At 58.6% G+C, this 20,651-nt stretch carries 19 protein-coding genes; 9 read left to right on the top strand and 10 right to left on the bottom strand.

Annotated elements, in window-relative coordinates; genetic code table 11:
* Positions 1-57 precede the first annotated feature (57 nt).
* The 4 genes from K0F75_RS22385 to pdxH all read left to right on the top strand — a co-directional run bounded on the left by K0F75_RS22385 (position 58) and on the right by pdxH (position 5,603).
* Positions 58-2,391 (top strand): beta-galactosidase, encoded by a 2,334-nt coding sequence (locus K0F75_RS22385; protein WP_219064145.1) that lies wholly within the window; start codon positions 58-60, stop codon positions 2,389-2,391.
* A gap of 131 nt (positions 2,392-2,522) precedes the next feature.
* The gene (locus tag K0F75_RS22380) at positions 2,523-3,668 is read left to right on the top strand and encodes a serine hydrolase domain-containing protein (RefSeq protein WP_219064144.1); all 1,146 of its coding nucleotides are present in this window, start codon (positions 2,523-2,525) and stop codon (positions 3,666-3,668) included.
* A 126-nt stretch (positions 3,669-3,794) separates the two neighbouring features.
* On the top strand, positions 3,795-4,916 hold the full coding sequence (locus tag K0F75_RS22375) for an OmpA family protein (protein ID WP_219064143.1): 1,122 nt from the start codon (positions 3,795-3,797) through the stop codon (positions 4,914-4,916).
* A gap of 39 nt (positions 4,917-4,955) precedes the next feature.
* Positions 4,956-5,603 (top strand): pyridoxamine 5'-phosphate oxidase, encoded by a 648-nt coding sequence (gene pdxH / locus K0F75_RS22370; protein ID WP_219064142.1) that lies wholly within the window; start codon positions 4,956-4,958, stop codon positions 5,601-5,603.
* Here pdxH and K0F75_RS22365 read toward each other — a convergent pair.
* Positions 5,600-5,866, bottom strand: a complete 267-nt coding sequence (locus tag K0F75_RS22365; protein ID WP_219064141.1) for a hypothetical protein — start codon at positions 5,864-5,866, stop codon at positions 5,600-5,602. The genes pdxH and K0F75_RS22365 overlap by 4 nt on opposite strands.
* 173 nt (positions 5,867-6,039) lie before the next feature.
* Between K0F75_RS22365 and K0F75_RS22360 the strand changes: the two genes are divergently transcribed.
* Complete coding sequence (locus K0F75_RS22360) at positions 6,040-6,504, top strand: glycine zipper 2TM domain-containing protein (RefSeq protein WP_219064140.1); 465 nt, start codon at positions 6,040-6,042, stop codon at positions 6,502-6,504.
* Between the two features lie 84 nt (positions 6,505-6,588).
* Here K0F75_RS22360 and nhaA read toward each other — a convergent pair whose 3' ends face one another.
* Positions 6,589-7,770 carry a Na+/H+ antiporter NhaA gene (gene nhaA / locus K0F75_RS22355; protein ID WP_219064139.1) on the bottom strand — a complete coding sequence of 394 codons (1,182 nt, stop codon included), beginning with the start codon at positions 7,768-7,770 and terminating at the stop codon, positions 6,589-6,591.
* A 300-nt stretch (positions 7,771-8,070) separates the two neighbouring features.
* On the opposite strand from nhaA, the gene K0F75_RS22350 reads away from it, so the two are divergent.
* Positions 8,071-9,165 (top strand): PLP-dependent cysteine synthase family protein, encoded by a 1,095-nt coding sequence (locus tag K0F75_RS22350; protein ID WP_374029179.1) that lies wholly within the window; start codon positions 8,071-8,073, stop codon positions 9,163-9,165.
* 27 nt (positions 9,166-9,192) lie between these two features.
* On the opposite strand, the gene K0F75_RS22345 is transcribed toward K0F75_RS22350, so the two are convergent.
* From K0F75_RS22345 to K0F75_RS22335, 3 genes are all read right to left on the bottom strand, one after another.
* Entirely contained in the window at positions 9,193-10,803 is a 1,611-nt protein-coding gene (locus K0F75_RS22345; RefSeq protein ID WP_219064138.1) for an NAD(P)/FAD-dependent oxidoreductase, read from the bottom strand.
* 96 nt (positions 10,804-10,899) lie between these two features.
* Positions 10,900-11,571 (bottom strand): COG3650 family protein, encoded by a 672-nt coding sequence (locus K0F75_RS22340; RefSeq protein WP_219064137.1) that lies wholly within the window; start codon positions 11,569-11,571, stop codon positions 10,900-10,902.
* 59 nt (positions 11,572-11,630) lie between these two features.
* A complete protein-coding gene (locus K0F75_RS22335; RefSeq protein ID WP_219064136.1) occupies positions 11,631-12,230 on the bottom strand; it encodes a short chain dehydrogenase in 600 nt (199 codons plus the stop codon).
* Between the two features lie 106 nt (positions 12,231-12,336).
* Between K0F75_RS22335 and K0F75_RS22330 the strand changes: the two genes are divergently transcribed.
* The gene (locus K0F75_RS22330; RefSeq protein ID WP_219064135.1) at positions 12,337-13,245 is read left to right on the top strand and encodes a LysR family transcriptional regulator; all 909 of its coding nucleotides are present in this window, start codon (positions 12,337-12,339) and stop codon (positions 13,243-13,245) included.
* An 83-nt stretch (positions 13,246-13,328) separates the two neighbouring features.
* Here K0F75_RS22330 and K0F75_RS22325 read toward each other — a convergent pair whose 3' ends face one another.
* The 5 genes from K0F75_RS22325 to K0F75_RS22305 all read right to left on the bottom strand — a co-directional run bounded on the left by K0F75_RS22325 (position 13,329) and on the right by K0F75_RS22305 (position 18,330).
* Positions 13,329-14,030, bottom strand: a complete 702-nt coding sequence (locus K0F75_RS22325) for an ABC transporter ATP-binding protein (RefSeq protein ID WP_219064134.1) — start codon at positions 14,028-14,030, stop codon at positions 13,329-13,331.
* The gene (gene livG / locus K0F75_RS22320) at positions 14,031-14,798 is read right to left on the bottom strand and encodes a high-affinity branched-chain amino acid ABC transporter ATP-binding protein LivG (RefSeq protein ID WP_219064133.1); all 768 of its coding nucleotides are present in this window, start codon (positions 14,796-14,798) and stop codon (positions 14,031-14,033) included.
* Positions 14,795-16,051 (bottom strand): high-affinity branched-chain amino acid ABC transporter permease LivM, encoded by a 1,257-nt coding sequence (locus K0F75_RS22315; RefSeq protein WP_219064132.1) that lies wholly within the window; start codon positions 16,049-16,051, stop codon positions 14,795-14,797. Before K0F75_RS22315 ends, livG begins: the two co-directional genes overlap by 4 nt.
* Complete coding sequence (gene livH / locus K0F75_RS22310) at positions 16,048-16,977, bottom strand: high-affinity branched-chain amino acid ABC transporter permease LivH (RefSeq protein WP_219064131.1); 930 nt, start codon at positions 16,975-16,977, stop codon at positions 16,048-16,050. Before livH ends, K0F75_RS22315 begins: the two co-directional genes overlap by 4 nt.
* 225 nt (positions 16,978-17,202) lie before the next feature.
* A complete protein-coding gene (locus K0F75_RS22305) occupies positions 17,203-18,330 on the bottom strand; it encodes a branched-chain amino acid ABC transporter substrate-binding protein (RefSeq protein ID WP_219064130.1) in 1,128 nt (375 codons plus the stop codon).
* A 339-nt stretch (positions 18,331-18,669) separates the two neighbouring features.
* On the opposite strand from K0F75_RS22305, the gene K0F75_RS22300 reads away from it, so the two are divergent.
* Both K0F75_RS22300 and K0F75_RS22295 read left to right on the top strand, forming a co-directional pair.
* Complete coding sequence (locus K0F75_RS22300) at positions 18,670-18,975, top strand: DUF2288 domain-containing protein (RefSeq protein WP_219064129.1); 306 nt, start codon at positions 18,670-18,672, stop codon at positions 18,973-18,975.
* A gap of 309 nt (positions 18,976-19,284) precedes the next feature.
* Complete coding sequence (locus K0F75_RS22295; RefSeq protein WP_219064128.1) at positions 19,285-20,631, top strand: MFS transporter; 1,347 nt, start codon at positions 19,285-19,287, stop codon at positions 20,629-20,631.
* Positions 20,632-20,651 lie beyond the last annotated feature (20 nt).

The raw sequence follows: 20,651 nt of genomic DNA, 5'->3' as shown, positions 1-20,651 counted from the left end.
GTTGTTTGTCACTCTGAAGTCTGGCCATCAACGGGTCGTTTAGGAGCACTTAATCAAATGATTCGCCGTTCGCTGTCCACGGTTTTTGCGCTGTTGTGTTCCGGTCCGCTGTTTGCGGCCACGGATGGACAACAGACGTTATTCAACTTCGTTCGTCCCGCCGATGTGGTTCAGGTAGCGACGCAGGATGCCAGCCTGCCGCAATCCAACGCCGAGCAGACGGCTGAAGGCGAAGTGTTGCGCCGCGTTACCTTCAATCCAGTGGCTCGCCCCAGCCTGAGCCTGACGCCGCAGACCGGCGTGTGGGATTGGTCCGATGACAGCGCCATGACGCTACGCATCCAGAACGCTATGGATTGGGCGCTGACCCTTGATGTGCAGATTCAAAGCGCTGATGGCAAAGTGATCACCAGTCGCGTCGATTTGCCCGCCGGACCTGCTCAGACCTTATTCATTCCCCTGCAAACCAGCTCGCCCCTGAGTCAGGGCATGCGTGCTGGACCGCCGATGCCGTGGACCTACGAAGGGCAGCGCGTGCTCTTGGCCAGTGCGGCGGGTGAGTTGGACCGCAGCCATGTCGTCTCGGTTACCGTGGCGATGAGCCAACCCAACGTTGCGCAAAGCATCCTGCTTGAGCGTTTCGGCGTGCAGGAAGGTGACGCGATTCAGAAAGCGGCCTACGCCAATATCGTCGATGCCTATGGTCAGTTCACCCGGGCCAAATGGCCGGAAAAAATTGTCAGCGATGAGCAACTGAAAGCCTCATCGGTCAAGGAGCAGCAGCAGCTCAAGACCTGGCTGGCCGATCGGCCCAAGCAGGATACGTTTGGCGGTTGGCTCGGTGGTCCGGCCTTTGAGGCCAAGGGCTTCTTCCGCACCGAGAAACTCGACGGACGCTGGTACCTGGTCACCCCCGAAGGTCATCCGTTCTACTCCCTGGGTGTGAACGCCGTGACGGCGGAAGACAGCCGGACCTACGTTGAAGGCCGCGAGCGGATGTTCTCGAGCTTGCCGGCAGATACCGATTCCCTGGCCGTGTTTTATGGCAAGGCCGACAACCGCAGTAATACAGGTGCCAACAAGGACCGCAGTTTCAATCAGGGTCGTTGGTTCGATTTCTATGGCGCTAACCTGCAACGCACGTATGGCCAGGAAAAATGCGCCAAGGCCGACGCCCACGGGGTTGCGCAGGATCAGCCAGTGGCCGCAGCGACCCCTGCTGATTGCGTTTCGCCGCCCGTCGATGCCAAACGCTGGACCCACCACACGCTGGATCGTCTGCAAGCCTGGGGCTTTAACACGATCGGCAACTGGAGTGCTCCGGAACTGGGTGTGAATGAACGCGTGCCGTATACCTTGCCGCTGTCCATCGTGGGCGATTACAGCAGTATCAGCACGGGCAAGGACTGGTGGGGTGGCATGCCGGATCCGTTCGATCCGCGTTTCGCCATGGCCACCGAGCGTGCCGTGGCCATCGCCGCCCGCGATCATCGTGATGATCCGTGGCTGGTGGGCTATTTTGCCGATAATGAACTGGCCTGGGCTGGCCCCGGCGATGACCCGAAATCGCGCTACGCCTTAGCGTACGGCACCTTGAAAATGACCACCGATGCTCCGGCCAAACGGGCATTTCTCAAGCAACTGCGCGACAAGTACCGCAATCAGCAGGGCCTGTCCAAAGCCTGGGGTGTTGAACTGCCCGCTTGGGAGCTGATGGAAGACCCAGGGTTCGAGCCGCCGCTGCCAAGCGCGGAACACCCCGAGATAGAAGCTGACTTCAAATACTTCCAGCGCGTATTCGCCGACACGTACTTCAAGACCATTTCCGATGCGTTGAAATGGCACGCGCCCAATCACCTGTTGTTGGGCGGGCGTTTTGGTGTCAGCACCCCGGAAGCCGTGGCGTCGTGCGCCCAGTATTGCGACGTGCTGAGCTTCAACTTCTACACGCCAAAACCTCAAGACGGTTATGACTTCGCCCAACTGCGCGAACTGGGCAAGCCTGTGCTGGTTGGCGAATTCCATTTTGGCTCGCGTGATCGCGGCCCGTTCTGGGGCGGCATGATGGAAGTTGCCAAAGAAGAAGATCGCGGTCCGGCTTACGCCAACTTCCTCAAACAAGCGCTGGCAGAGCCTTCAATCGTCGGCGTGCACTGGTTCCAGTACCTCGATCAACCCGTCACGGGCCGTTTGCTCGATGGCGAGAATGGTCACGTGGGCTTGGTCGGCATCACCGATGTGCCGTTTCAGGGTTTTGTCGAGGCGGTGCGCAAAAGCAACGGGCAGGTGGCCGACGTCCTGAAGAAAGAGGTTCGGGCCAGCGCTGCGGCAAAAGCCAAAACACCCTCGGCTCCGGCAGCGTCCGATAAAGGCGACGGCGGCAAGCAATAGTGATCAAGGGGGGGAGGAGGCTACTCGCTAGCTGCTAAACGCCATCCTCTTGCCTGAGTCTGTTCCCAAAGCGCTCAATCGCTGGAACAATGCACGCCACTTTGTAGATTTAGTTGTCTGGGAGCGAGCGGGTGCAGATTCAGGGTCATTTCGAGCTTAAATTCGAAGCAGTGCGTGAAGCCTTCGCTGCGCTCTTCGATGATCCCCAGGAACGCGGGGGTGCATTGTGCATTCAGATCGGCGGGGAAACCGTCCTCGATCTCTGGGCTGGCACGGCCGACAGGGATGGCGCTGAGGCCTGGCACAGCGACACCATCGCCAATCTGTTCTCGTGCACCAAGACATTCACCGCGGTCACCGCTTTGCAACTGGTGGGCGAAGGCAAGCTGAGTCTGGACGAACCTGTGGTCAAACTCTGGCCCGAGTTTGCTGCCGCTGGCAAAGAGAAAATCACGTTGCGCCAGTTCCTCTGCCATCAGGCGGGTTTGCCAGCGCTGCGCTACATCATGCCGGCCGAAGCGCTGTACGACTGGCAAGCCATGACGGATGCGCTCGCGGCGGAAGAACCCTGGTGGACACCTGGCCACGGCCATGGCTATGCCGCCATCACCTATGGTTGGCTGGTGGGCGAGTTGCTGCGCCGTGCGGACGGGCGCGGCCCGGGAGAGTCGATCGTGGCTCGCGTTGCGCGTCCGTTGGGTCTGGATTTTCATGTCGGGCTGGCGGATGAAGAGTTCCACCGTGTCGCGTACATCGCTCGCGGCAAGGGCGGCGCAGGCGATGAAGCCGCCCAGCGTTTGCTGCACGCGGTGATGCGCGAACCGACGTCCATGACCGCACGGGCCTTCACCAATCCACCGTCGATCATGACCAGCACCAACAAGCCGGAATGGCGGCGTATGCAACAGCCTGCCGCTAACGGCCATGGCAATGCCCGTAGCCTCGCGGGTTTCTACAGCGGCCTGCTTGATGGTCGTTTGCTGGAAGCCGAACTGTTGAGTGAGTTGACCCGCGAGCACAGTGTCGGGCAAGACAAGACCTTGTTGACCCAGACCCGTTTCGGTCTGGGGTGCATGCTTGACCAACCGCACGTGCCGAATGCCACGTTTGGCCTGGGCCCTAAAGCCTTTGGCCATCCTGGCGCAGGCGGCTCCGTTGGCTTTGCCGACCCCGAGCGAGAGGTGGCCTTCGGCTTCGTGACGAATACGCTCGGCCCCTACGTATTGATGGACCCTCGTGCGCAGAAGCTGGCGCGCGTGTTGGGCGAATGCCTGTAGCTCGGCCGACTGTCTGTTAAGGCCGCGATCAGGGAACTTGAAGGCTGTATTTGTTATCAAACCGTCTGTTTAAGCGGGCTTCCGAAAGCTCAATTTCTGCTTAATTATTATTTTTGTGGGTCAACAATGTCATCTAACAAAAGTCTCGCTTTCGCGCTGTGCCTGGCTGTCACCGGCTGTGCTCAATCGCCACAGAATGATTCTGCCGAGGGCGGCCACTGGTGGTCCTTTGGTTCCGACAAGGTCGCTCAGTCCGGCCCTGACAAGGCCGCCGCACCGAAAGCAGACGTGAAAGCGGTTGCCAGTGCACCTGCAGCCCAGGCTGACAGTGCAACTCATTGGTGGTGGCCATTCGCCTCCGGCGCCGCTGCGGCACCGACGGCCTCCGTTGCACCAAAACCCGACGTTGCGGCGGCCAAGGCCAGTGCCCAGGCGAACGCTGCGCCCGTCGTTGCCAAGGCCGATTCCGCTAGCCATTGGTGGTGGCCTTTCGAAGGTAAAAAGGACGAGGCCAAGCTCGCCCCGATCCCGATGCCAGACCCGAAAATCACCCAGGCCTGGCTTGATGATTACGAGCCACGCCTGCGTTTGGCCATCAAAGACAGCCCCTTCGAGCTGGAGCGCCGTGACAACGTGCTGGTGATTACCGCACCGGCGGACAGTTCCTTCAACCCGAAGCGCCCGACCATGTTGCTGCCGGTGACCCTGGGTCCGATTACTCGTCTAGCCAAAGCGATCGAAAGCGATCCTAAAACCTCAGTGCTGGTACTGGGCCATGTCGATACCGCCGGCGCTGGGCCTGAGAGTGAAAAATTGAGTCAGGATCGCGCCCAGTCAGTGGCGTCGATTTTTCGCCTGAGTGGTCTGGAACGTGACCGTCTGAACCTGCGTGGCATGGGGTCGTTGATGCCGCGAGCGGCGAATGACAGCGTGGAAGGCCGATCGTTGAACCGTCGGGTCGAGATCTTCATGACCCCGCAAAACACCATGCTTGCCTTGCTCAGCAAATACAATATGCCAGCGCCGGCTGCAACCCGGATCGCGGTTAAAACGGTGCAGCCGATGCCTGTGGCGCTTGTCGCCAACGCCGATGTACCCGCCAAAAAAGCTGTGCCGGTGAAGAAAGCCTCGACTGCCAAGAAAGCACCGGTGAAGAAGGCTGCCAAGGCCGCGCCAGCCAAGGCCAAAGCCAAAGCTGTAGCGCCAGTTAAGAAAACTCAGCCGACTGATCAAGCCAAGGCCAATTAAGGCCCCAGTTCCAGGATTTTTTAGCGAAGGATGCACGTCATGACCCGAGCGTTGGCCGATATGCGCCGTGAGTATGTCCGTGATGGTTTGACCGAGGCCCAGGCACCGGACGAACCTTTTACCTTGTTCCGCCAATGGTTCGACGAGGCGGTGAAAACCGAGCAGGCGCCGGTGGAAGCCAACGCCATGACCGTGGCCACCGTTGATGAAGACGGGCGACCGCATTGTCGGGTTCTGTTGCTCAAGGGGCTGGATGAGCTGGGCTTTACCTTCTTCACCAATTACGACAGTGACAAAGGCCAGCAATTGGCAGCGCGTCCTTTCGGCGCGATGACGTTTTTCTGGCCGACCCTGGAACGCCAGGTCCGCATCGAGGGCCGTGTGGTCAAGGTCAGCCCTGAAGACTCGGACGCTTACTACCAGGTTCGTCCGCTGGGCAGCCGCCTGGGCGCCTGGGCATCCCCGCAAAGCCGGGTCATTGCCGATCGCGCCGAGCTTGAAGCGTTGCTCAAGACCACCGAACAACGCTTCAGCGACAGTCAGCCGCATTGCCCCGAACACTGGGGTGGCTATCGCTTGTTGCCCGAACGAATCGAGTTCTGGCAGGGTCGTTCAAACCGTCTGCATGACCGCCTGAATTATCGTCTGGATAACCAGCAGTGGATCCGCGAGCGACTGGCTCCTTAATCGCCTTGCGGCGTTTTCTGCGCTGCCTGGACCTCTGGAGCCTGCCCGGCAGCCGCTTGCAGCCAAGCGGCTAAATCGCGGCGTTTGATTTTCTGCTGCTGCGCCTGCTCCAGGCGCTGCAGCATAAGCGTCCTCTTTTCGGGATCACTGCCCGCCAGGGATAACGCCAGATCGCGATCCATCCAGCGCTTGATACGTCTGTGCAGCCACCAATGGAAGTACAGGGCAGACACGGTGGCGACTGCGATGATGAAGTAGTCCATAACATCCTTTCTCACGGTAGTACGTTGAATTAAATGTCAGCACAGCCGTCTATCAATCAGGAACAACGCGTTACTGTATTCCCGCTGAACGAACGTAAATTTCTCTCTGCGGGGTCGTGACAGCGTTCTTGTCGCGGAGTCTAATGGCTATCTGTCCTTTTGGAGATGATCTTATGCGTAAGTCTGTTCTGCTGGTTGCTTCGTTCACTGCCTTGGCATTGACACTGGGCGGCTGTTCTTCAAGTCTGACCGGGGATTCCTACTCTCGCGATGAGGCCCGAACAGTACAGACCGTACGTATGGGCACCATTGAATCATTGCGCCCAGTGAAAATCGAAGGCACCAAAACCCCAATCGGCGCGGGTGCTGGCGCAGTCGTCGGTGGCGTGGCAGGGAGTGCGGTCGGTGGTGGTCGCGGGAGTATTATCACAGCAGTCATTGGTGCGGTAGCCGGTGGCATGCTGGGTGCAGCCTCGGAAGAGGGGCTGACCCGTACGCAAGGTGTGGAAATCACCGTGCGTGAAGACGACGGCACCATGCGCGCCTATGTGCAGGCCGTTGCGGAAAACGAAATTTTCCGGGTCGGCGAGCGCGTACGCATCATGAGCGTGAATGGCACGAGCCGTGTTTCTCACTAAGCATTGAAGCGTTGTTAATGTGACCTCAAAAAAAGACCCCGGCTATTGGTCGGGGTCTTTTTTTGAGCGGGTGAACGCCGGGTATCAGGCTTTGTGGTTTTTACCACTGGCCATGGCGGTTACCGCGTAACCAATCAACGCGGCGAGAATCGAGCCGGTGAGGATGCCCATGCGGTCCATGCCGGCGTATTCGCTGGTGCCTGGTGCGAACGCCAGGGAGCCTACAAACAGGCTCATGGTGAAGCCGATCCCGCACAGAATCGACACGCCGAACACTTGCCCCCAGTTCGCCCCGGTCGGCAGCGTGGCCATGCTGGTTTTCACCGCCAGCCAGGTCAGGCCGAACACGCCCAGCGTCTTGCCCAGCAACAGGCCCGCAGCGATGCCCATTGGCACGTGATGGGTGAAACTCTCGAGTGTCACGCCGCTGAGCGGTACGCCCGCATTGGCGAAGGCGAAGAGCGGGAGGATGCCGAAGGCGACCCACGGGTGCAGCGCATGCTCCAGGGTCAGCAGCGGCGAGGACTCCGCATTTTTGGTTCGCAACGGGATGCAGAAAGCCAGTACCACACCGGCCAATGTCGCGTGCACGCCGCTCTTGAGTACGCAGATCCAGAGCAGCAATCCGATAATCAGATACGGCCCGAGCTTGATCACCCCCAGTCTGTTCATCGCGATCAGGGCGACGATGGACAGCGCTGCCAACATCAGCGACAGGCTCGACATTTCGCCAGAGTAGAACAGCGCGATCACGATGATCGCCCCCAGGTCGTCGATGATCGCCAGGGTCATCAGGAACAGCTTGAGCGATACCGGCACCCGTTTGCCGAGCAACGCCAGCACGCCCAGGGCGAAAGCGATGTCGGTGGCCATCGGGATTGCCCACCCGCTGAGCGCTGAGGGATCATCCTTGTTCAGGGCCCAGAAAATCAGGGCGGGCACTACCATGCCGCCGATCGCTGCCGCACCCGGCAAGACAATTTGCGACGCTTTGGACAGATGGCCTTCCAGTACCTCGCGTTTGACCTCAAGCCCGATCAGCAGGAAGAACAGGGCCATCAGTCCGTCGTTGATCCACAGCAGCAGAGGTTTGGCGATTTTCAGTGCGCCGACCTGTGCAACCACGGGTACGTCGAGCAGGCCGTTGTACAACCAGGCCAAGGGTGAGTTGTTGATGATCAGGGCCAGCGCCGCCGCAGCGATCAGTAACAGGCCGCTGGCCGCTTCCATCTGAAAGAAACGCGTGAATGTGCTACGCAGAGGCAAGGTCACTCTCCATGATGGTTCAAAAGGACTGACACCCTAACCCTTACTGTTAGTTGTTAAAACAAAAGTTATATTCTTTTTTGTTATATATGTGTGCGTGATAATGGAAGTCAAAAAAGCCTAGCAGTTATGTAACTAATTGCGTCGCGACTGTACCTGTTGCGCTTGTAGGAACTTTCTTAGAATTAGTGTCCAGATTCAGGTTGTAAGTCAGCCTGCAGCCACTTCATTTACTCTGTGGCTCAAGGTGCAACGTGTGGGTGTGCCCTTGAACATGTTTGACTCAAAGAGAACCTGATAATGAGCGATAACCGTCACTGGGCCCGTGAAGCGATCCGCATTATCGAAGCGGATTTTCAGCGCAGCGCCGACACCCATTTGATCCCTCTGGAATTGCCCGGCTTGCCTGGCATCGAACTGTACTTCAAGGACGAGTCCAGTCACCCGACTGGCAGCCTCAAACATCGCCTGGCGCGTTCGCTGTTTCTGTATGCGTTGTGCAATGGCTGGCTCAAGGCCGGGGCCCCGGTGATCGAAGCGTCCAGCGGTTCCACGGCGATTTCCGAGGCCTACTTTGCGCGCTTGCTGGGTTTGCCGTTCATTGCGGTCATGCCCGCCAGCACGTCTCAGGAAAAGATCGCGCAAATTGCCTTTTATGGGGGCAAAAGCCACTTGGTGCAGGACCCGACGCAGATTTATGCCGAGTCCGAGCGTCTGGCCCATGAAAGCGGCGGGCACTTCATGGATCAGTTCACCTATGCCGAACGGGCCACCGACTGGCGGGCGAATAACAACATCGCCGAGTCGATCTTCCAGCAGCTGCGCTTCGAGCGTTATCCCGAACCCAGCTGGTTGATATCAAGCCCTGGCACAGGGGGCACCACCGCGACGCTGGGGCGCTACGTGCGCTATCGCCAGCACTGCACGCGGGTGTTGTGCGCCGATGCCGAGCGGTCAGTGTTCTTTGACTATTACCAGAGCGGTGATGCGAGCTTGCGCCTGGACTGCGGCTCGCGGATCGAAGGCATTGGTCGGCCTCGGGTCGAAGCCTCGTTCCTGCCCAAGGTGATCGACGCGATGGTCAAGGTGCCGGACGCCTTGTCGCTGGCGGCCATGCATTACCTCGCGCAGCGTTTAGGCCGACGGGTCGGAGGTTCGAGTGGGACCAACCTGATAGGCGCACTGCTGGCGGCCCGGGAAATGGTCAGCGCCGGAGAGTCCGGGTCTATCGTGGCAATTTTGTGTGATGGCGGAGAACGCTACGCGACGACCTATTACGATCAGGACTGGTTGCAGGCTCAGGGCTATGATCTGGCCGGATTGATCGACAGCGTGAAGGCCTGCGCCGAACGGGGCGAGGCCTTGCCGGAAGGGGTATTGCGGGCGGGGATTTGAATCCAGACCCGCCCCCTGTATGGGTGTTTACTCCACGATTCCCAACATATCCCGCGCCAGCGCTTCGGCAATGCGAATGCCGTCGACCCCGGCAGACAGAATGCCGCCAGCGTACCCGGCGCCTTCACCGGCCGGGAACAGGCCCTTGACGTTCAAACTCTGCAGGGTGGCGTCACGGGTAATGCGCAGCGGCGACGAGGTGCGGGTCTCGATCCCGGTCAACACCGCATCGTGCAGCGAGAAACCTTTGATCTGCTTGTCGAACGCTGGCAACGCTTCACGAATCGCCTCGATGGCGTAAGCGGGCAGGGCGTCGGCCAGGTCCACCAGTTTTACACCGGGTTTGTAAGACGGTTCAACACTGCCCAGCGCGGTGGAGGCCTTGCCGGCAAGGAAGTCGCCCACCAGCTGCGCGGGTGCCTCATAGGTGCTGCCGCCCAGAATGTAGGCGTGGGACTCTAGTCGCTCCTGCAACTCGATCCCTGCCAACGGGCCGCCTGGATAGTCTTCCGGCGTGATGCCGACCACAATCCCGGAGTTGGCGTTGCGCTCGTTGCGTGAGTATTGGCTCATGCCGTTGGTGACCACGCGGTGGGGCTCGGAAGTCGCGGCCACCACGGTGCCGCCAGGGCACATGCAAAAGCTGTACACCGACCGACCGTTCTTGGCGTGGTGCACCAGTTTATAGTCGGCCGCCCCCAGTTTTGGGTGCCCTGCGTATTTGCCCAGGCGTGCCCGGTCGATGAGCGATTGTGGGTGTTCGATACGGAACCCGACCGAAAACGGTTTGGCTTCCATGTACACGCCACGGCTGTGCAGCATCCGGAATGTGTCACGCGCACTGTGCCCCAGCGCGAGAATCACATGCCGCGAGTTGATTTGCTCGCCACTGTCGAGCACCACGCCTTGCAACTGTCCGTTATCGATCAGGACGTCGGTGACTCGCTGCTGGAAGCGCACTTCGCCGCCGAGTGCTTCGATCTGATGGCGCATGTGTTCGACCACGCCGGTCAGACGGAAGGTGCCGATGTGCGGTTTGCTGACGTAGAGGATTTCCTCGGGGGCACCGGCTTTGACGAACTCGTGCAGCACCTTGCGTCCGTGAAATTTCGGGTCCTTGATCTGGCTGTAAAGCTTGCCGTCGGAGAATGTCCCGGCGCCGCCTTCACCGAACTGCACGTTGGACTCAGGGTTGAGCACATTTTTGCGCCACAGACCCCAGGTGTCCTTGGTGCGCTGACGGACTTCCGTGCCGCGCTCCAGAATGATCGGTTTGAAGCCCATCTGCGCCAGCAGCAATCCGGCGAAAATCCCGCAGGGGCCAAAGCCGACCACGATCGGGCGTTCGCTCAAGCCTTCTGGCGCATGTCCTACGACCTTGTAGCTGACATCCGGCGCCGGACCGATGTGACGATCATCGGCGAACGTGTGCAGCAGGGCGGCTTCATCACGCACGGCGAAATCGACGGTGTAGATAAAGCACAGCTCAGAGGATTTTTTCCGCGCGTCGTAGCTGCGCTTGAACAGGGTGAAGTCGAGCAGTTCATCGCTGTCGATGCCCAGGCGCTGCAAGAGTGCAGGTCGCAGGTCTTCTTCCGGGTGATCGATTGGCAGCTTGAGTTCGGTGATTCGTAACATGACAGGGTCCAGTATCCGGGCCAGCTTTACGCGAACCGGCAATTATAAGCCGGTTCGAGGGGTTTCCGTCAGGCAAAAAACGGCCAGCCAGCGGAATCAGTCGTTGCGTAAACCGCCGTAATAGGCGCAACCACGCTGGATTTGCCCATTGATGCGCAGTTCGGCGGTTAAATGCTGCACAGAACCGTCGACAGGATCGACGCAACGCTGGGGCGCAACCCACAGCTCTATGTGCTGGTTATTGGCTTCACTGCTCAGGTTGAAACGGCCATCCGGCAATTGTTCTTCAAGGAAGGGCACGGCTAACGGCTCTTTGCCTTCGCGCTCAAGGACCATGCCCTTGCCGCTGACGTTGACGTTCCACGTCGGGCCATTGCCATTGGCGTGCAGGGTCAGTCGTTTGAAGTTGGCATCGTCACAGGCCGCGCCCGAACGTTCGACGCGATAGAGTTGTTGCAGATTAAGTTGCCCATCGGTGCCGGGCGTTGTGCCCGCAACGAAACTGCCACGCAGGTCAGCGAACAGCTTGCCTTTGCGAGCCGCCAGACCTGCGGCTTCCTGGAGAACGCCAGTATTGCCACCATCCTTGACCACAAACCGGCGCTGTTCATTGCACGGCTGGAACAGCAACTGACCGCCTTCGCCGATCAGGTCGCCTTGCATACGAGGCAGGCCGGCATTAGGTGTCTCGGACTTTGCGTTGAACATCTGGCACCCGGCAAAGACTGGCAGCAGGGCAAACATCAAAACGGAACGGGCGGCGAACATGGCGGGTCTCCAGACAAGTTGCGCCACGGTACTGACCCTGCTGCCTGATCACAAGGGCTTCAGCCGACGTGATAGGTCTGCCCCGTCTGCAACCCCTCGACACTCTTCGCGTAAGCCAGCGCCACATCAGCTACTGGAACCGGCTTAAAGCCGCGGAAGTAGGGCGCATAACCTGCCATCGACTCCAGCACCACGTTCGGGCTGACTGAATTCACCCGCAAACCACGAGGCAGTTCGATGGCCGCTGCGCGAACAAAACCATCGATTGCAGCATTGACCAGGCTGGCCGACGCGCCGGTACGGATCGGGTCGTGGCTGGTAATGCCGGTGGTGAAGGTGAACGAGGCGCCGTCATTGGCAACGTCGCGGCCGATCAGCAGCAGATTGACCTGGCCCATCAATTTGTCCTGCAGACCCAATGCAAAGTCTTTTTCAGTCATTTTTGCCAAGGGCACGAAGTTCACATTCCCGGCCGCGCACACCAGCGCATCGAATGAACCTGTCCGTTCGAATAGTTTTCTGATTGAGTCGCTGTCACTAATATCTACCTGGAAATCGCCGCTGGTACGGCCGATTTTTACGACCTCGTGACGCGAGGCCAGCTCCTGGTAGATCGCTGAGCCGATGGTTCCGTTGGCGCCGATCAAGAGAATTTTCATCGTACAGTCCTTTAAGTGAGTGGATGAAGCAGCAGTGTAAGGTGGCTTTTTCCCGTCGATAAGCGTGCTAATAGGCAACCTTTGGTTTTCAAAAGGAAACAATTGAATGAGTGAAATGGATGATCTGGCGGCGTTTGCAGTCCTGATCGAAGCGGGCAGTTTCACTTTGGCCGCACAACGGCTTGGGTGCAGTAAAGGCCAGTTGTCCAAACGCATCAAGTTCCTGGAAACCAGTTACTCAGTGGTGCTGCTGCATCGCACCACGCGCCGCTTGAGCCTGACCGCAGCGGGTGCTGCCCTGCTGCCCCAAGCCAGGGCGCTGATCACACAGGTCGAGCGAGCCCGGCAAGCACTGGCCCGATTGCAGGATGAAGTATCCGGTGCAGTGCGGATGACGGTGCCGGTGTCGTTGGGTGAAACGTTTTTCGAAGGTTTGCTGACGGAGTTTTCCCAGGAGCACCCGCTGGTGCAGGTCGAACTGGAGCTGAATAACGGTTTTCGCGACCTGCACCGGGACGGATTCGATCTGGCCATTCGTTCCAGCGTGGGCAGTGATGAGCGCCTGGTCGCCAAGCCGCTGCTGGCCATGCAGGAATTGACCTGTGCCAGCCCAGCCTATATTGAGCGTTGCGGGGAGCCGACTCATCCCATTGCGTTGAGTGAGCACCGTTGCCTGCTCAACAGCCATTACAGGGGGCGCGAGGAGTGGCTTTATCACCAAGAGCATCAATTGATGCGCGTGGAGGTGGCGGGTCCTTTTGCCAGTAACCACTACAGCCTGTTGAAGAAGGGTGCACTGGTGGGGGCAGGAATAGCGCGACTGCCTTCCTACATGGTGCATGCCGAGATCAATGACGGGCGCCTGCGCTGGCTGCTGCGCGATTATCAGACGCGCAGCTCACCATTGTATCTGGTACACCCCTATGAAGGCGGTTTGCCCCGGCGCACGAAAGTACTGGCGGATTACCTCATGGGCTGGTTCGAGCGCAGCAGCGCTGCATTGGAACGGCTCTGAAGTAGCCGCCCGAGTGGCGGGTGCCCAACAACTCATCGTGCATAAAAAACGGCCCGCAGGCCGTTTTTCAGAGCATCAACACGTTAACCGCCCAGATAGGCATCCCGCACTTTCGGATCGACCAGCAGTTCTTCACCGGTGCCTTGCATGACCACACGGCCGTTCTCCAGCACGTAGGCACGGTCAGCGATCTTCAAGGCCTGGTTGGCGTTCTGCTCCACCAGGAACACCGTTACACCATCACGGCGCAGTTGTTCGACGATCTCGAAAATCTGCTGAATGATGATCGGCGCCAAACCCAGCGACGGTTCGTCGAGCAACAGCAGCTTGGGTTTGCTCATCAGTGCACGGCCGATGGCAAGCATCTGCTGTTCACCGCCGGACATGGTGCCGCCGCGTTGATTGAACCGTTCCTTCAGGCGCGGGAACAGGTGCAAGACTTTATCCATCTGCTCCTGATAGTCGCCTTTTGCGGTGAAGAACCCGCCCATGGCCAGGTTCTCTTCCACGGTCAGCCGTGCGAACACACGACGGCCTTCGGGCACCACCGCGATGCTTTTACGCATGATCTGCGATGAGTCCAGGCCGACCAGCTCTTCGCCCATGTAGCGAATGCTGCCGCTGTGAGCGCGCGGAGAACCGCACAACGTCATCAGCAAGGTGGATTTGCCAGCACCGTTGGCACCGATCAGGGTGACAATCTCGCCCTGACGAATATCGACGTTGACCGAGTGCAGGGCCTGGATCTTGCCGTAGAAGGTGGAAACGTTTTCGAATTGCAGCATTTACGCTTCCCCCAGGTAGGCTTTGATCACTTCAGGATTGTCACGGATCTGTGCAGGCGTGCCGTCCGCCAGGGGACAGCCCTGATTGATCACAACGATATGGTCGGAGATGCTCATGACCAGCTTCATGTCGTGCTCGATCAGCAACACCGTGGCGTTGTGCTCATTGCGCAACACGCCGATCAGGGCTTTCAAGTCTTCGGTTTCACGTGGGTTCAGACCGGCTGCCGGCTCGTCGAGCATCAGGATGCGCGGGCGGGTCATCATGCAGCGGGCGATTTCCAGACGGCGTTGCTGACCGTAGGCCAGGGTGCCGGCAGGGCGGTTGGCGAACTCCTTGAGATTGACCTGCTCCAGCCAATGCCCTGCGTATTCCATCGCCTCGCGCTCGCTCTTGCGGAACGCCGGGGTTTTGAACAGGCCTGCCAGGAAATTGGTGTTGAGGTGGCGATGCTGGGCAACCAGCAAGTTCTCCACAGCCGTCATTTCCTTGAACAACCGCACGTTCTGGAAGGTACGTACCACGCCTTTTCGGGCGATTTGATGGCCAGCAAGGCCTTCGATCGCTTCGCCGTCGAGCAGGATGCTGCCCGCCGTGGGTTTGTAGAAACCGGTCAGGCAGTTGAACACGGTGGTTTTGCCAGCACCGTTCGGGCCGATCATCGACACCACTTGTTTTTCATTAACGGTCAGGCCGACGCCATTGACCGCCAACAAGCCGCCAAAGCGCATGCACAGGCCGCTGACTTGCAGAATCGGACGGGTCATCGCTGCAGCTCCATATGGGGACGTTGCATGGGCAGCAGACCTTGTGGACGCCAGATCATCATCAGCACCATCAAGGCGCCGAACATCAACATTCGGTACTCACTGAAATCACGCATCAATTCAGGCATCAGGATCAGCACCACGGCGGCGAGGATTACCCCCAGTTGCGAGCCCATACCCCCCAGCACGACGATGGCGAGGATGATCGCCGACTCGATGAAGGTGAATGATTCCGGGGTCACCAGACCCTGGCGAGCCGCGAAGAAGCTACCGGCGAAACCGGCAAAGCAGGCGCCAAGGGTGAAGGCCGAGAGCTTGATGATGGTCGGGTTCAGACCCAATGCGCGGCAGGCGATTTCGTCTTCACGCAACGCTTCCCAGGCACGACCAATGGGCATGCGCAGCAAGCGGTTGATGACGAACAGCGCCAATAGGGCCAGCAACAGCGCGACCAGATACAGGAAAATCACCTTGTTCACCGAGCTGTAGGCAATGCCGAAGAACTCGTGGAAGGTCTGCATGCCTTCAGCCGCCGTTTTCTCGAACGTCAGGCCAAACAGGGTTGGTTTCGGGATGTTACTGATGCCGTTCGGGCCACCGGTAAGGCCTGTCAGGTTACGCAGCAACAGACGGATGATCTCGCCGAAACCGAGGGTCACGATCGCCAGGTAGTCACCGCGCAGACGCAACACCGGGAAACCGAGGAGAAAGCCGAACAGCGCTGACATCATCCCGGCAATCGGCAAGCAGATCCAGAAACCGAGTCCGTAGTAATGCGCGAGCAGGGCATAGGTGTAGGCGCCGACGGCGTAGAAGCCGACATAACCCAGATCGAGCAGGCCGGCCAGACCGACCACGATGTTCAGGCCGAGGCCGAGCATCACGTAGATCAGGATCAGTGTGGCGATATCCACCGCGCCGCGCGAGCCGAAGAACGGCCAGACCAGTGCCACCAGAATCAAGCCAAGGATGATCCAGCGCTGAGTCGAAGGCAGGGTCAGGAAGTTGCTGGCCTTGGCTGGAATCAGCGGCATGCTTGGCGTCGAACGCCAGGCCGCGGCGATAGGTTCGTGGAACAACACCCGCAGGAACATCGCCACAGCGCAGGCGAAAATAGCGAACAACGTTGTGTTGCTGGTGCCAATGACGGCCAGATTAACGCCGACGATTTCCAGCTTGAGGCCGAGAATCGGGTAGGCGACTGCCAGCACCAGCAAGGCGCTGAAAAACGCCGATTTAAGATTCCTGGTCATACTTTTTCAACCTCCGGACGGCCAAGCAGGCCGGTCGGCCGGACCAACAGCACCAAGACGAGAAGAGCGAAGGCCACCACATCCTTGTATTGGTCGCCGAAAATATCGGCACCAAAGGCTTCAGCTACGCCCAATACCAATCCACCCAGCATCGCGCCGGGAATACTGCCGATGCCGCCCAGTACTGCGGCGGTAAATGCCTTGATCCCGACGAGGAAGCCGGCGTTGGGGTTGATCACGCCGTATTGCATGCTGAGCAATACCGCAGCGACCGCAGCCAGCGCGGCGCCGATGACGAAGGTCAGGGCGATGATGTTGTTGGTGTTGATGCCGAGCAGGTTGGCCATCTTGATGTCTTCGGCACAGGCCCGGCAGGCGCGGCCCAGACGAGAGCGTGAGATGAACCAGGTCAGTGCGAGCATGGCGACCAGGGTGACGATGAAAATCAGAATCTGCATGTACGAAATCACCACCTCATGGGTACTGGCGGTGCCGAACACGAAGTTGCCGGGGATCAGGTTGGGGATCGATTTATCTTTCGAGTCTTGAGCGAGCAAGACCGTGTTTTGCAGAAAGATCGACATCCCGATGGCCGAGATCAGCGGGATCAACCGGTTGCTGCCGCGCAAAGGGCGGTAGGCAACACGCTCGATGGCGTAGCCGTAAGCACTGGTGACGACGATGCTTGCGACGAATGCGGCGGTGATCAGCAGCGGCAAGCTGTCCAGACCGAGCATGGTCAGGCCGGCGATGGCGATGAACGCCACGTACGAGCCAATCATGTACACCTCGCCGTGGGCGAAGTTGATCATGCCAATGATCCCGTAAACCATGGTGTAGCCGATGGCGATCAAGGCATAGGTGCTGCCAATGGTCAGGCCATTAATCAGCTGTTGGAAAAAGTGATAGACATCTATCTCAGGCATTACAGCGCTCCTAAAAACCTACTGAGTGTTCCACTGGTGAAGTCGTTTCCCGCCCGCGCGTCGTGGTATTTGTCCACGTTTCACGTGAGCCCAGTGAATCACTGGTGACGGTTTCAAGATTTTCAGGGAGGAAGAGTTGCTATAGCGCAGCGCTCTTCCCGTTACCTTGTAAAACAAAGCCCACTGTGGATGCAGTGGGCTTTGGGTGAGTCACAAGCGTGCCGGTTATTTCAGCGGAGCTTCTGTTTTTGTGCCGTCTTTGTGCCAGGTGTAGACCACGAATTTGAAGTCTTTCAGGTCACCCTTTTCATCAAAGCTCAGGTCGCCAGTCGGGGTCTTGAAGGTACCGGCACGGATCGCTGCAGCGACTTTGGCGGTGTCTTCACTCTTGGCGTTCTTGATGCCGTCTGCGATCACTTCAACCGCTGCGTAAGCCGGGAATACGAACGGACCGCTTGGGTCTTCTTTCTTCGCCGCAAATGCTTCTACCAGTGCCTTGTTGGAAGGGTCCTGGTCAAAAGATTTAGGCAGGGTCACCAGCAGGCCTTCGGACGCATCCTGAGCGATCTGGGAGATCGACGCGTTACCCACGCCTTCTGGACCCATGAAGCCGGCTTTCAGGCCTTTCTCTTTCGCCTGACGCAGGATCAGACCCAATTCCGGGTGGTAGCCGCCGTAGTAAACGAAGTCGACATTGGCTTGCTTCATCTTCGCGATCATCGACGAGAAGTCTTTGTCGCCAGCGTTGATGCCTTCGAACAGGGCGACTTTCACGCCTTTGCTTTCGAGGGTTTTCTTCACTGCGGTCGCGATGCCTTCACCGTATTGTTGCTTGTCATGGATGACAGCAACGACTTTCGGTTTGACGTGATCGGCGATGTAGTTACCGGCCGCAGGGCCTTGAGCGCTGTCCAGACCAATGGTGCGGAAGACCATTTTATAACCACGTGCGGTGATTTCCGGGCTGGTAGCGGCCGGGGTCACCATGATGATGCCTTCGTCTTCGTAGATGTCCGAAGCCGGTTGAGTCGAGCTGGAGCACAGGTGGCCCACAACGAACTTCACGCCATCGTTGACGACTTTGTTGGCAACCGCGACCGCTTGCTTCGGATCACAGGCATCGTCGTATTCGATAGCTTCGAGTTTCTTGCCGTCAACGCCGCCTTTGGCGTTGATTTGCTCGATGGCCATTTTTGCGCCACTGAACTGCATATCGCCGTATTGGGCAACAGCACCTGTTTTAGGGCCGGCGATACCGATCTTGATGGTATCTGCAGCGAACGAATGGCTGGCAACCCCTGCCAGAACCAATGCGGCAAACAGCTTGGAAATCTGCTTAGTACCCTTAGTCATGATGCTCCACTCTTGTGTTTTAATTTTTATAATCCTGGCGGCCAAAGCTGCAGGACCGGATTAGAAACGCCCGGTCATCCCCCTGGCAACTGTACCGGTACAGTGTAGAGCGCCGGTTTGTCGCTTGAAAAGCTGGCTACTGGGGGGAAAACCGCATGATGTCGCTTAATTGAAAGAAAGATACAGAATCTAACCAGCTTCTTGAGCATGTGAGCTGCACATGTCCGTCCGCACCCCCGATCGTTTCTGAACCTTTCGTGCAATCAACCACTTAAATCTGGGTTTGTCTGTCGAAATTGCGGCGTTATGATTGCGCCGATTTTCTCTTTGGTGAAACCCATGACGAAAGAAGCTAGCACCCTCTATGCCAAACTGCTTGGCGAAACCGCCGCAATCACCTGGAGTGAATTGCAACCATTCTTTGCGAGGGGTGCCCTGTTGTGGGTCGAAGCCCCCTTGGATTTGATCGAAGTGGCGCACGCAGTGGCCGAAAATCAGGCCGATAAAGTAGCTGCCTGGCTTGCTGCGGGGGACGTCAGCAAGGTAGCTGAATCGCGGGCGTTGGATCTTCTTGAGCGAGATCCACCTCTGTGGGCGGTTGTCGTGGCACCTTGGGTGTTGATCCAGGACAGGGCGCAGGCCTGATTGTGTGCGCCATATTGGTGCGCGGCAAGTGTGAGATGAGTAGGTAGGTAACCTGCAAGCCGGCAGTTGGCGCTGTGCCGTAGCGAAAAGTCCCACGCCAGATGGTGGCTTCTTCGTTGAGGAAAGCAGGCCTTGAGATGTTTTCCCATTACCCCCTATCAGCGTGACGAATGTTTACAGACAGGTGTGTTTGCGGGTTCTAGATTGGAGCTTCCAGGCTCGGCTGCGGCAGGCTTGAAGTTCGCAAGCTCGTTGTCGGTTGGGTGTGTTGAAAGCCAATTGAATAACAATAAAAGAGACGGACCCCACATGCAGACCTCGACCGAAGCGGAGAATGCCTGGCGCATTCTGTTCCTGCTGTTCCTGGCAAATCTGTTCAATTTTTTTGACCGCACCCTTCCGGCGATCATCATCGAGCCAATCCGTATGGAATGGCACCTGAGCGATTTTCAGATCGGCATCATCGGTACCGCATTCACCGTGGTTTATGCCATTGCCGGGCTGCCGTTAGGTCGCATCGCCGACACCGGTTCGCGGCGCAAATTAATGGGCTGGGGCCTGGCAATATGGAGCGGGCTGACAGCGGCCAACGGCCTGGTGGGGAGTTTTTGGGCGTTCCTGCTGGTGCGCATGGGCATCGGTATCGGTGAAGCCAGCTACGCACCGGCGGCCAACTCGCTGATCGGGGACCTGTTCCCGGCCCACCGTCGCGGGAGGGCCATGGGCGTTTTCATGCTCGGTCTGCCGCTTGGGCTGGTATTGGCGTTCTTCACCACCGGTGCGTTGGTCCAGGCATTCGGCAGTTGGCGTGCGCCGTTCTTCATCGCGGCAGTGCCCGGTTTGCTCCTGGCGATATTCATGTTTTTTATCCGCGAGCCCAAGCGCGGCGCGGCCGAAAGCATGCGGATCTCTGAAGAGAAGATCGACAAACCGATTCGTCGAGTGTTATCGATTCCTACCTTTGGCTGGCTGGTATTGGCGGGCCTGACGTTCAACTTCGCCACCTACGCCTGCAACTCGTTCATGGTGCCCATGCTGCAGCGCTATTTTCTGCTGCCGTTGCAGGACGCCGCCATGGCGACCGGGCTGATTGTGGGTGTGACGGGGTTGTTCGGCCTGACTCTTGGCGGCTGGGTTGCCGACAAGATTCATCAGCGCGTTGCCAATGGACGCCTGTTGTTTGCCGCCGTCAGCATGCTGATAGCGGCTATCGCTACGGGGTACGCGCTGCATTCAGGACGCATTGAAATCGGCCTGTTCGTCGTCGTGTTCAGCGTGGGCTGGCTGTTTTCCTACAACTTTTACACATGCGTCTACACGGCGATTCAGGATGTGGTCGAGCCGCGCCTGCGGGCCACGGCCATGGCGTTGTTCTTCGCCGGGTTGTATCTGTTGGGAGGAGGGCTTGGGCCGGTGGTAGTCGGACTGCTGTCCGATTATTTTGCCCATTCGGCGATGTTGTCGGCAGGTGCAGGGCAGATGAGCGAAGTGTTCAAGGCCGATGGCTTGCACGACGCGATGTATCTGATTCCGGTGGCGCTGTTCCTGACGCTGTTGTTCCTGCTCCAGGCGTCGCGCTGCTTTGCTCGAGATGCCGAGCGGATGAAAGTGGGGATGGCGGCGGATGAGCCGGATATGCCTGCGGTGACGGCCTGACACCCCCCGTTAGTGATGCG

The sequence above is a fragment of the Pseudomonas sp. UMAB-08 genome, assembly GCF_900095225.1.
Taxonomy (GTDB): domain Bacteria; phylum Pseudomonadota; class Gammaproteobacteria; order Pseudomonadales; family Pseudomonadaceae; genus Aquipseudomonas.
The sequence above is the reverse complement of the archived record's forward strand: the minus strand, read 5'-3'. Positions and strand labels throughout refer to the sequence as shown.

What these genes read in the sequence shown, in the direction of transcription:
- K0F75_RS22385 (WP_219064145.1), top strand. Translation starts at nt 58, where the DNA reads ATGATTCGCCGTTCGCTGTCCACGGTTTTTGCGCTGTTGTGTTCCGGT.
- K0F75_RS22375 (WP_219064143.1), top strand. Translation starts at nt 3,795, where the DNA reads ATGTCATCTAACAAAAGTCTCGCTTTCGCGCTGTGCCTGGCTGTCACC.
- pdxH (WP_219064142.1), top strand. Translation starts at nt 4,956, where the DNA reads ATGACCCGAGCGTTGGCCGATATGCGCCGTGAGTATGTCCGTGATGGT.
- K0F75_RS22365 (WP_219064141.1), bottom strand. Translation starts at nt 5,866, where the DNA reads ATGGACTACTTCATCATCGCAGTCGCCACCGTGTCTGCCCTGTACTTC.
- K0F75_RS22360 (WP_219064140.1), top strand. Translation starts at nt 6,040, where the DNA reads ATGCGTAAGTCTGTTCTGCTGGTTGCTTCGTTCACTGCCTTGGCATTG.
- K0F75_RS22350 (WP_374029179.1), top strand. Translation starts at nt 8,071, where the DNA reads ATGAGCGATAACCGTCACTGGGCCCGTGAAGCGATCCGCATTATCGAA.
- K0F75_RS22345 (WP_219064138.1), bottom strand. Translation starts at nt 10,803, where the DNA reads ATGTTACGAATCACCGAACTCAAGCTGCCAATCGATCACCCGGAAGAA.
- K0F75_RS22340 (WP_219064137.1), bottom strand. Translation starts at nt 11,571, where the DNA reads ATGTTCGCCGCCCGTTCCGTTTTGATGTTTGCCCTGCTGCCAGTCTTT.
- K0F75_RS22335 (WP_219064136.1), bottom strand. Translation starts at nt 12,230, where the DNA reads ATGAAAATTCTCTTGATCGGCGCCAACGGAACCATCGGCTCAGCGATC.
- K0F75_RS22330 (WP_219064135.1), top strand. Translation starts at nt 12,337, where the DNA reads ATGAGTGAAATGGATGATCTGGCGGCGTTTGCAGTCCTGATCGAAGCG.
- K0F75_RS22325 (WP_219064134.1), bottom strand. Translation starts at nt 14,030, where the DNA reads ATGCTGCAATTCGAAAACGTTTCCACCTTCTACGGCAAGATCCAGGCC.
- livG (WP_219064133.1), bottom strand. Translation starts at nt 14,798, where the DNA reads ATGACCCGTCCGATTCTGCAAGTCAGCGGCCTGTGCATGCGCTTTGGC.
- K0F75_RS22315 (WP_219064132.1), bottom strand. Translation starts at nt 16,051, where the DNA reads ATGACCAGGAATCTTAAATCGGCGTTTTTCAGCGCCTTGCTGGTGCTG.
- livH (WP_219064131.1), bottom strand. Translation starts at nt 16,977, where the DNA reads ATGCCTGAGATAGATGTCTATCACTTTTTCCAACAGCTGATTAATGGC.
- K0F75_RS22305 (WP_219064130.1), bottom strand. Translation starts at nt 18,330, where the DNA reads ATGACTAAGGGTACTAAGCAGATTTCCAAGCTGTTTGCCGCATTGGTT.
- K0F75_RS22300 (WP_219064129.1), top strand. Translation starts at nt 18,670, where the DNA reads ATGACGAAAGAAGCTAGCACCCTCTATGCCAAACTGCTTGGCGAAACC.
- K0F75_RS22295 (WP_219064128.1), top strand. Translation starts at nt 19,285, where the DNA reads ATGCAGACCTCGACCGAAGCGGAGAATGCCTGGCGCATTCTGTTCCTG.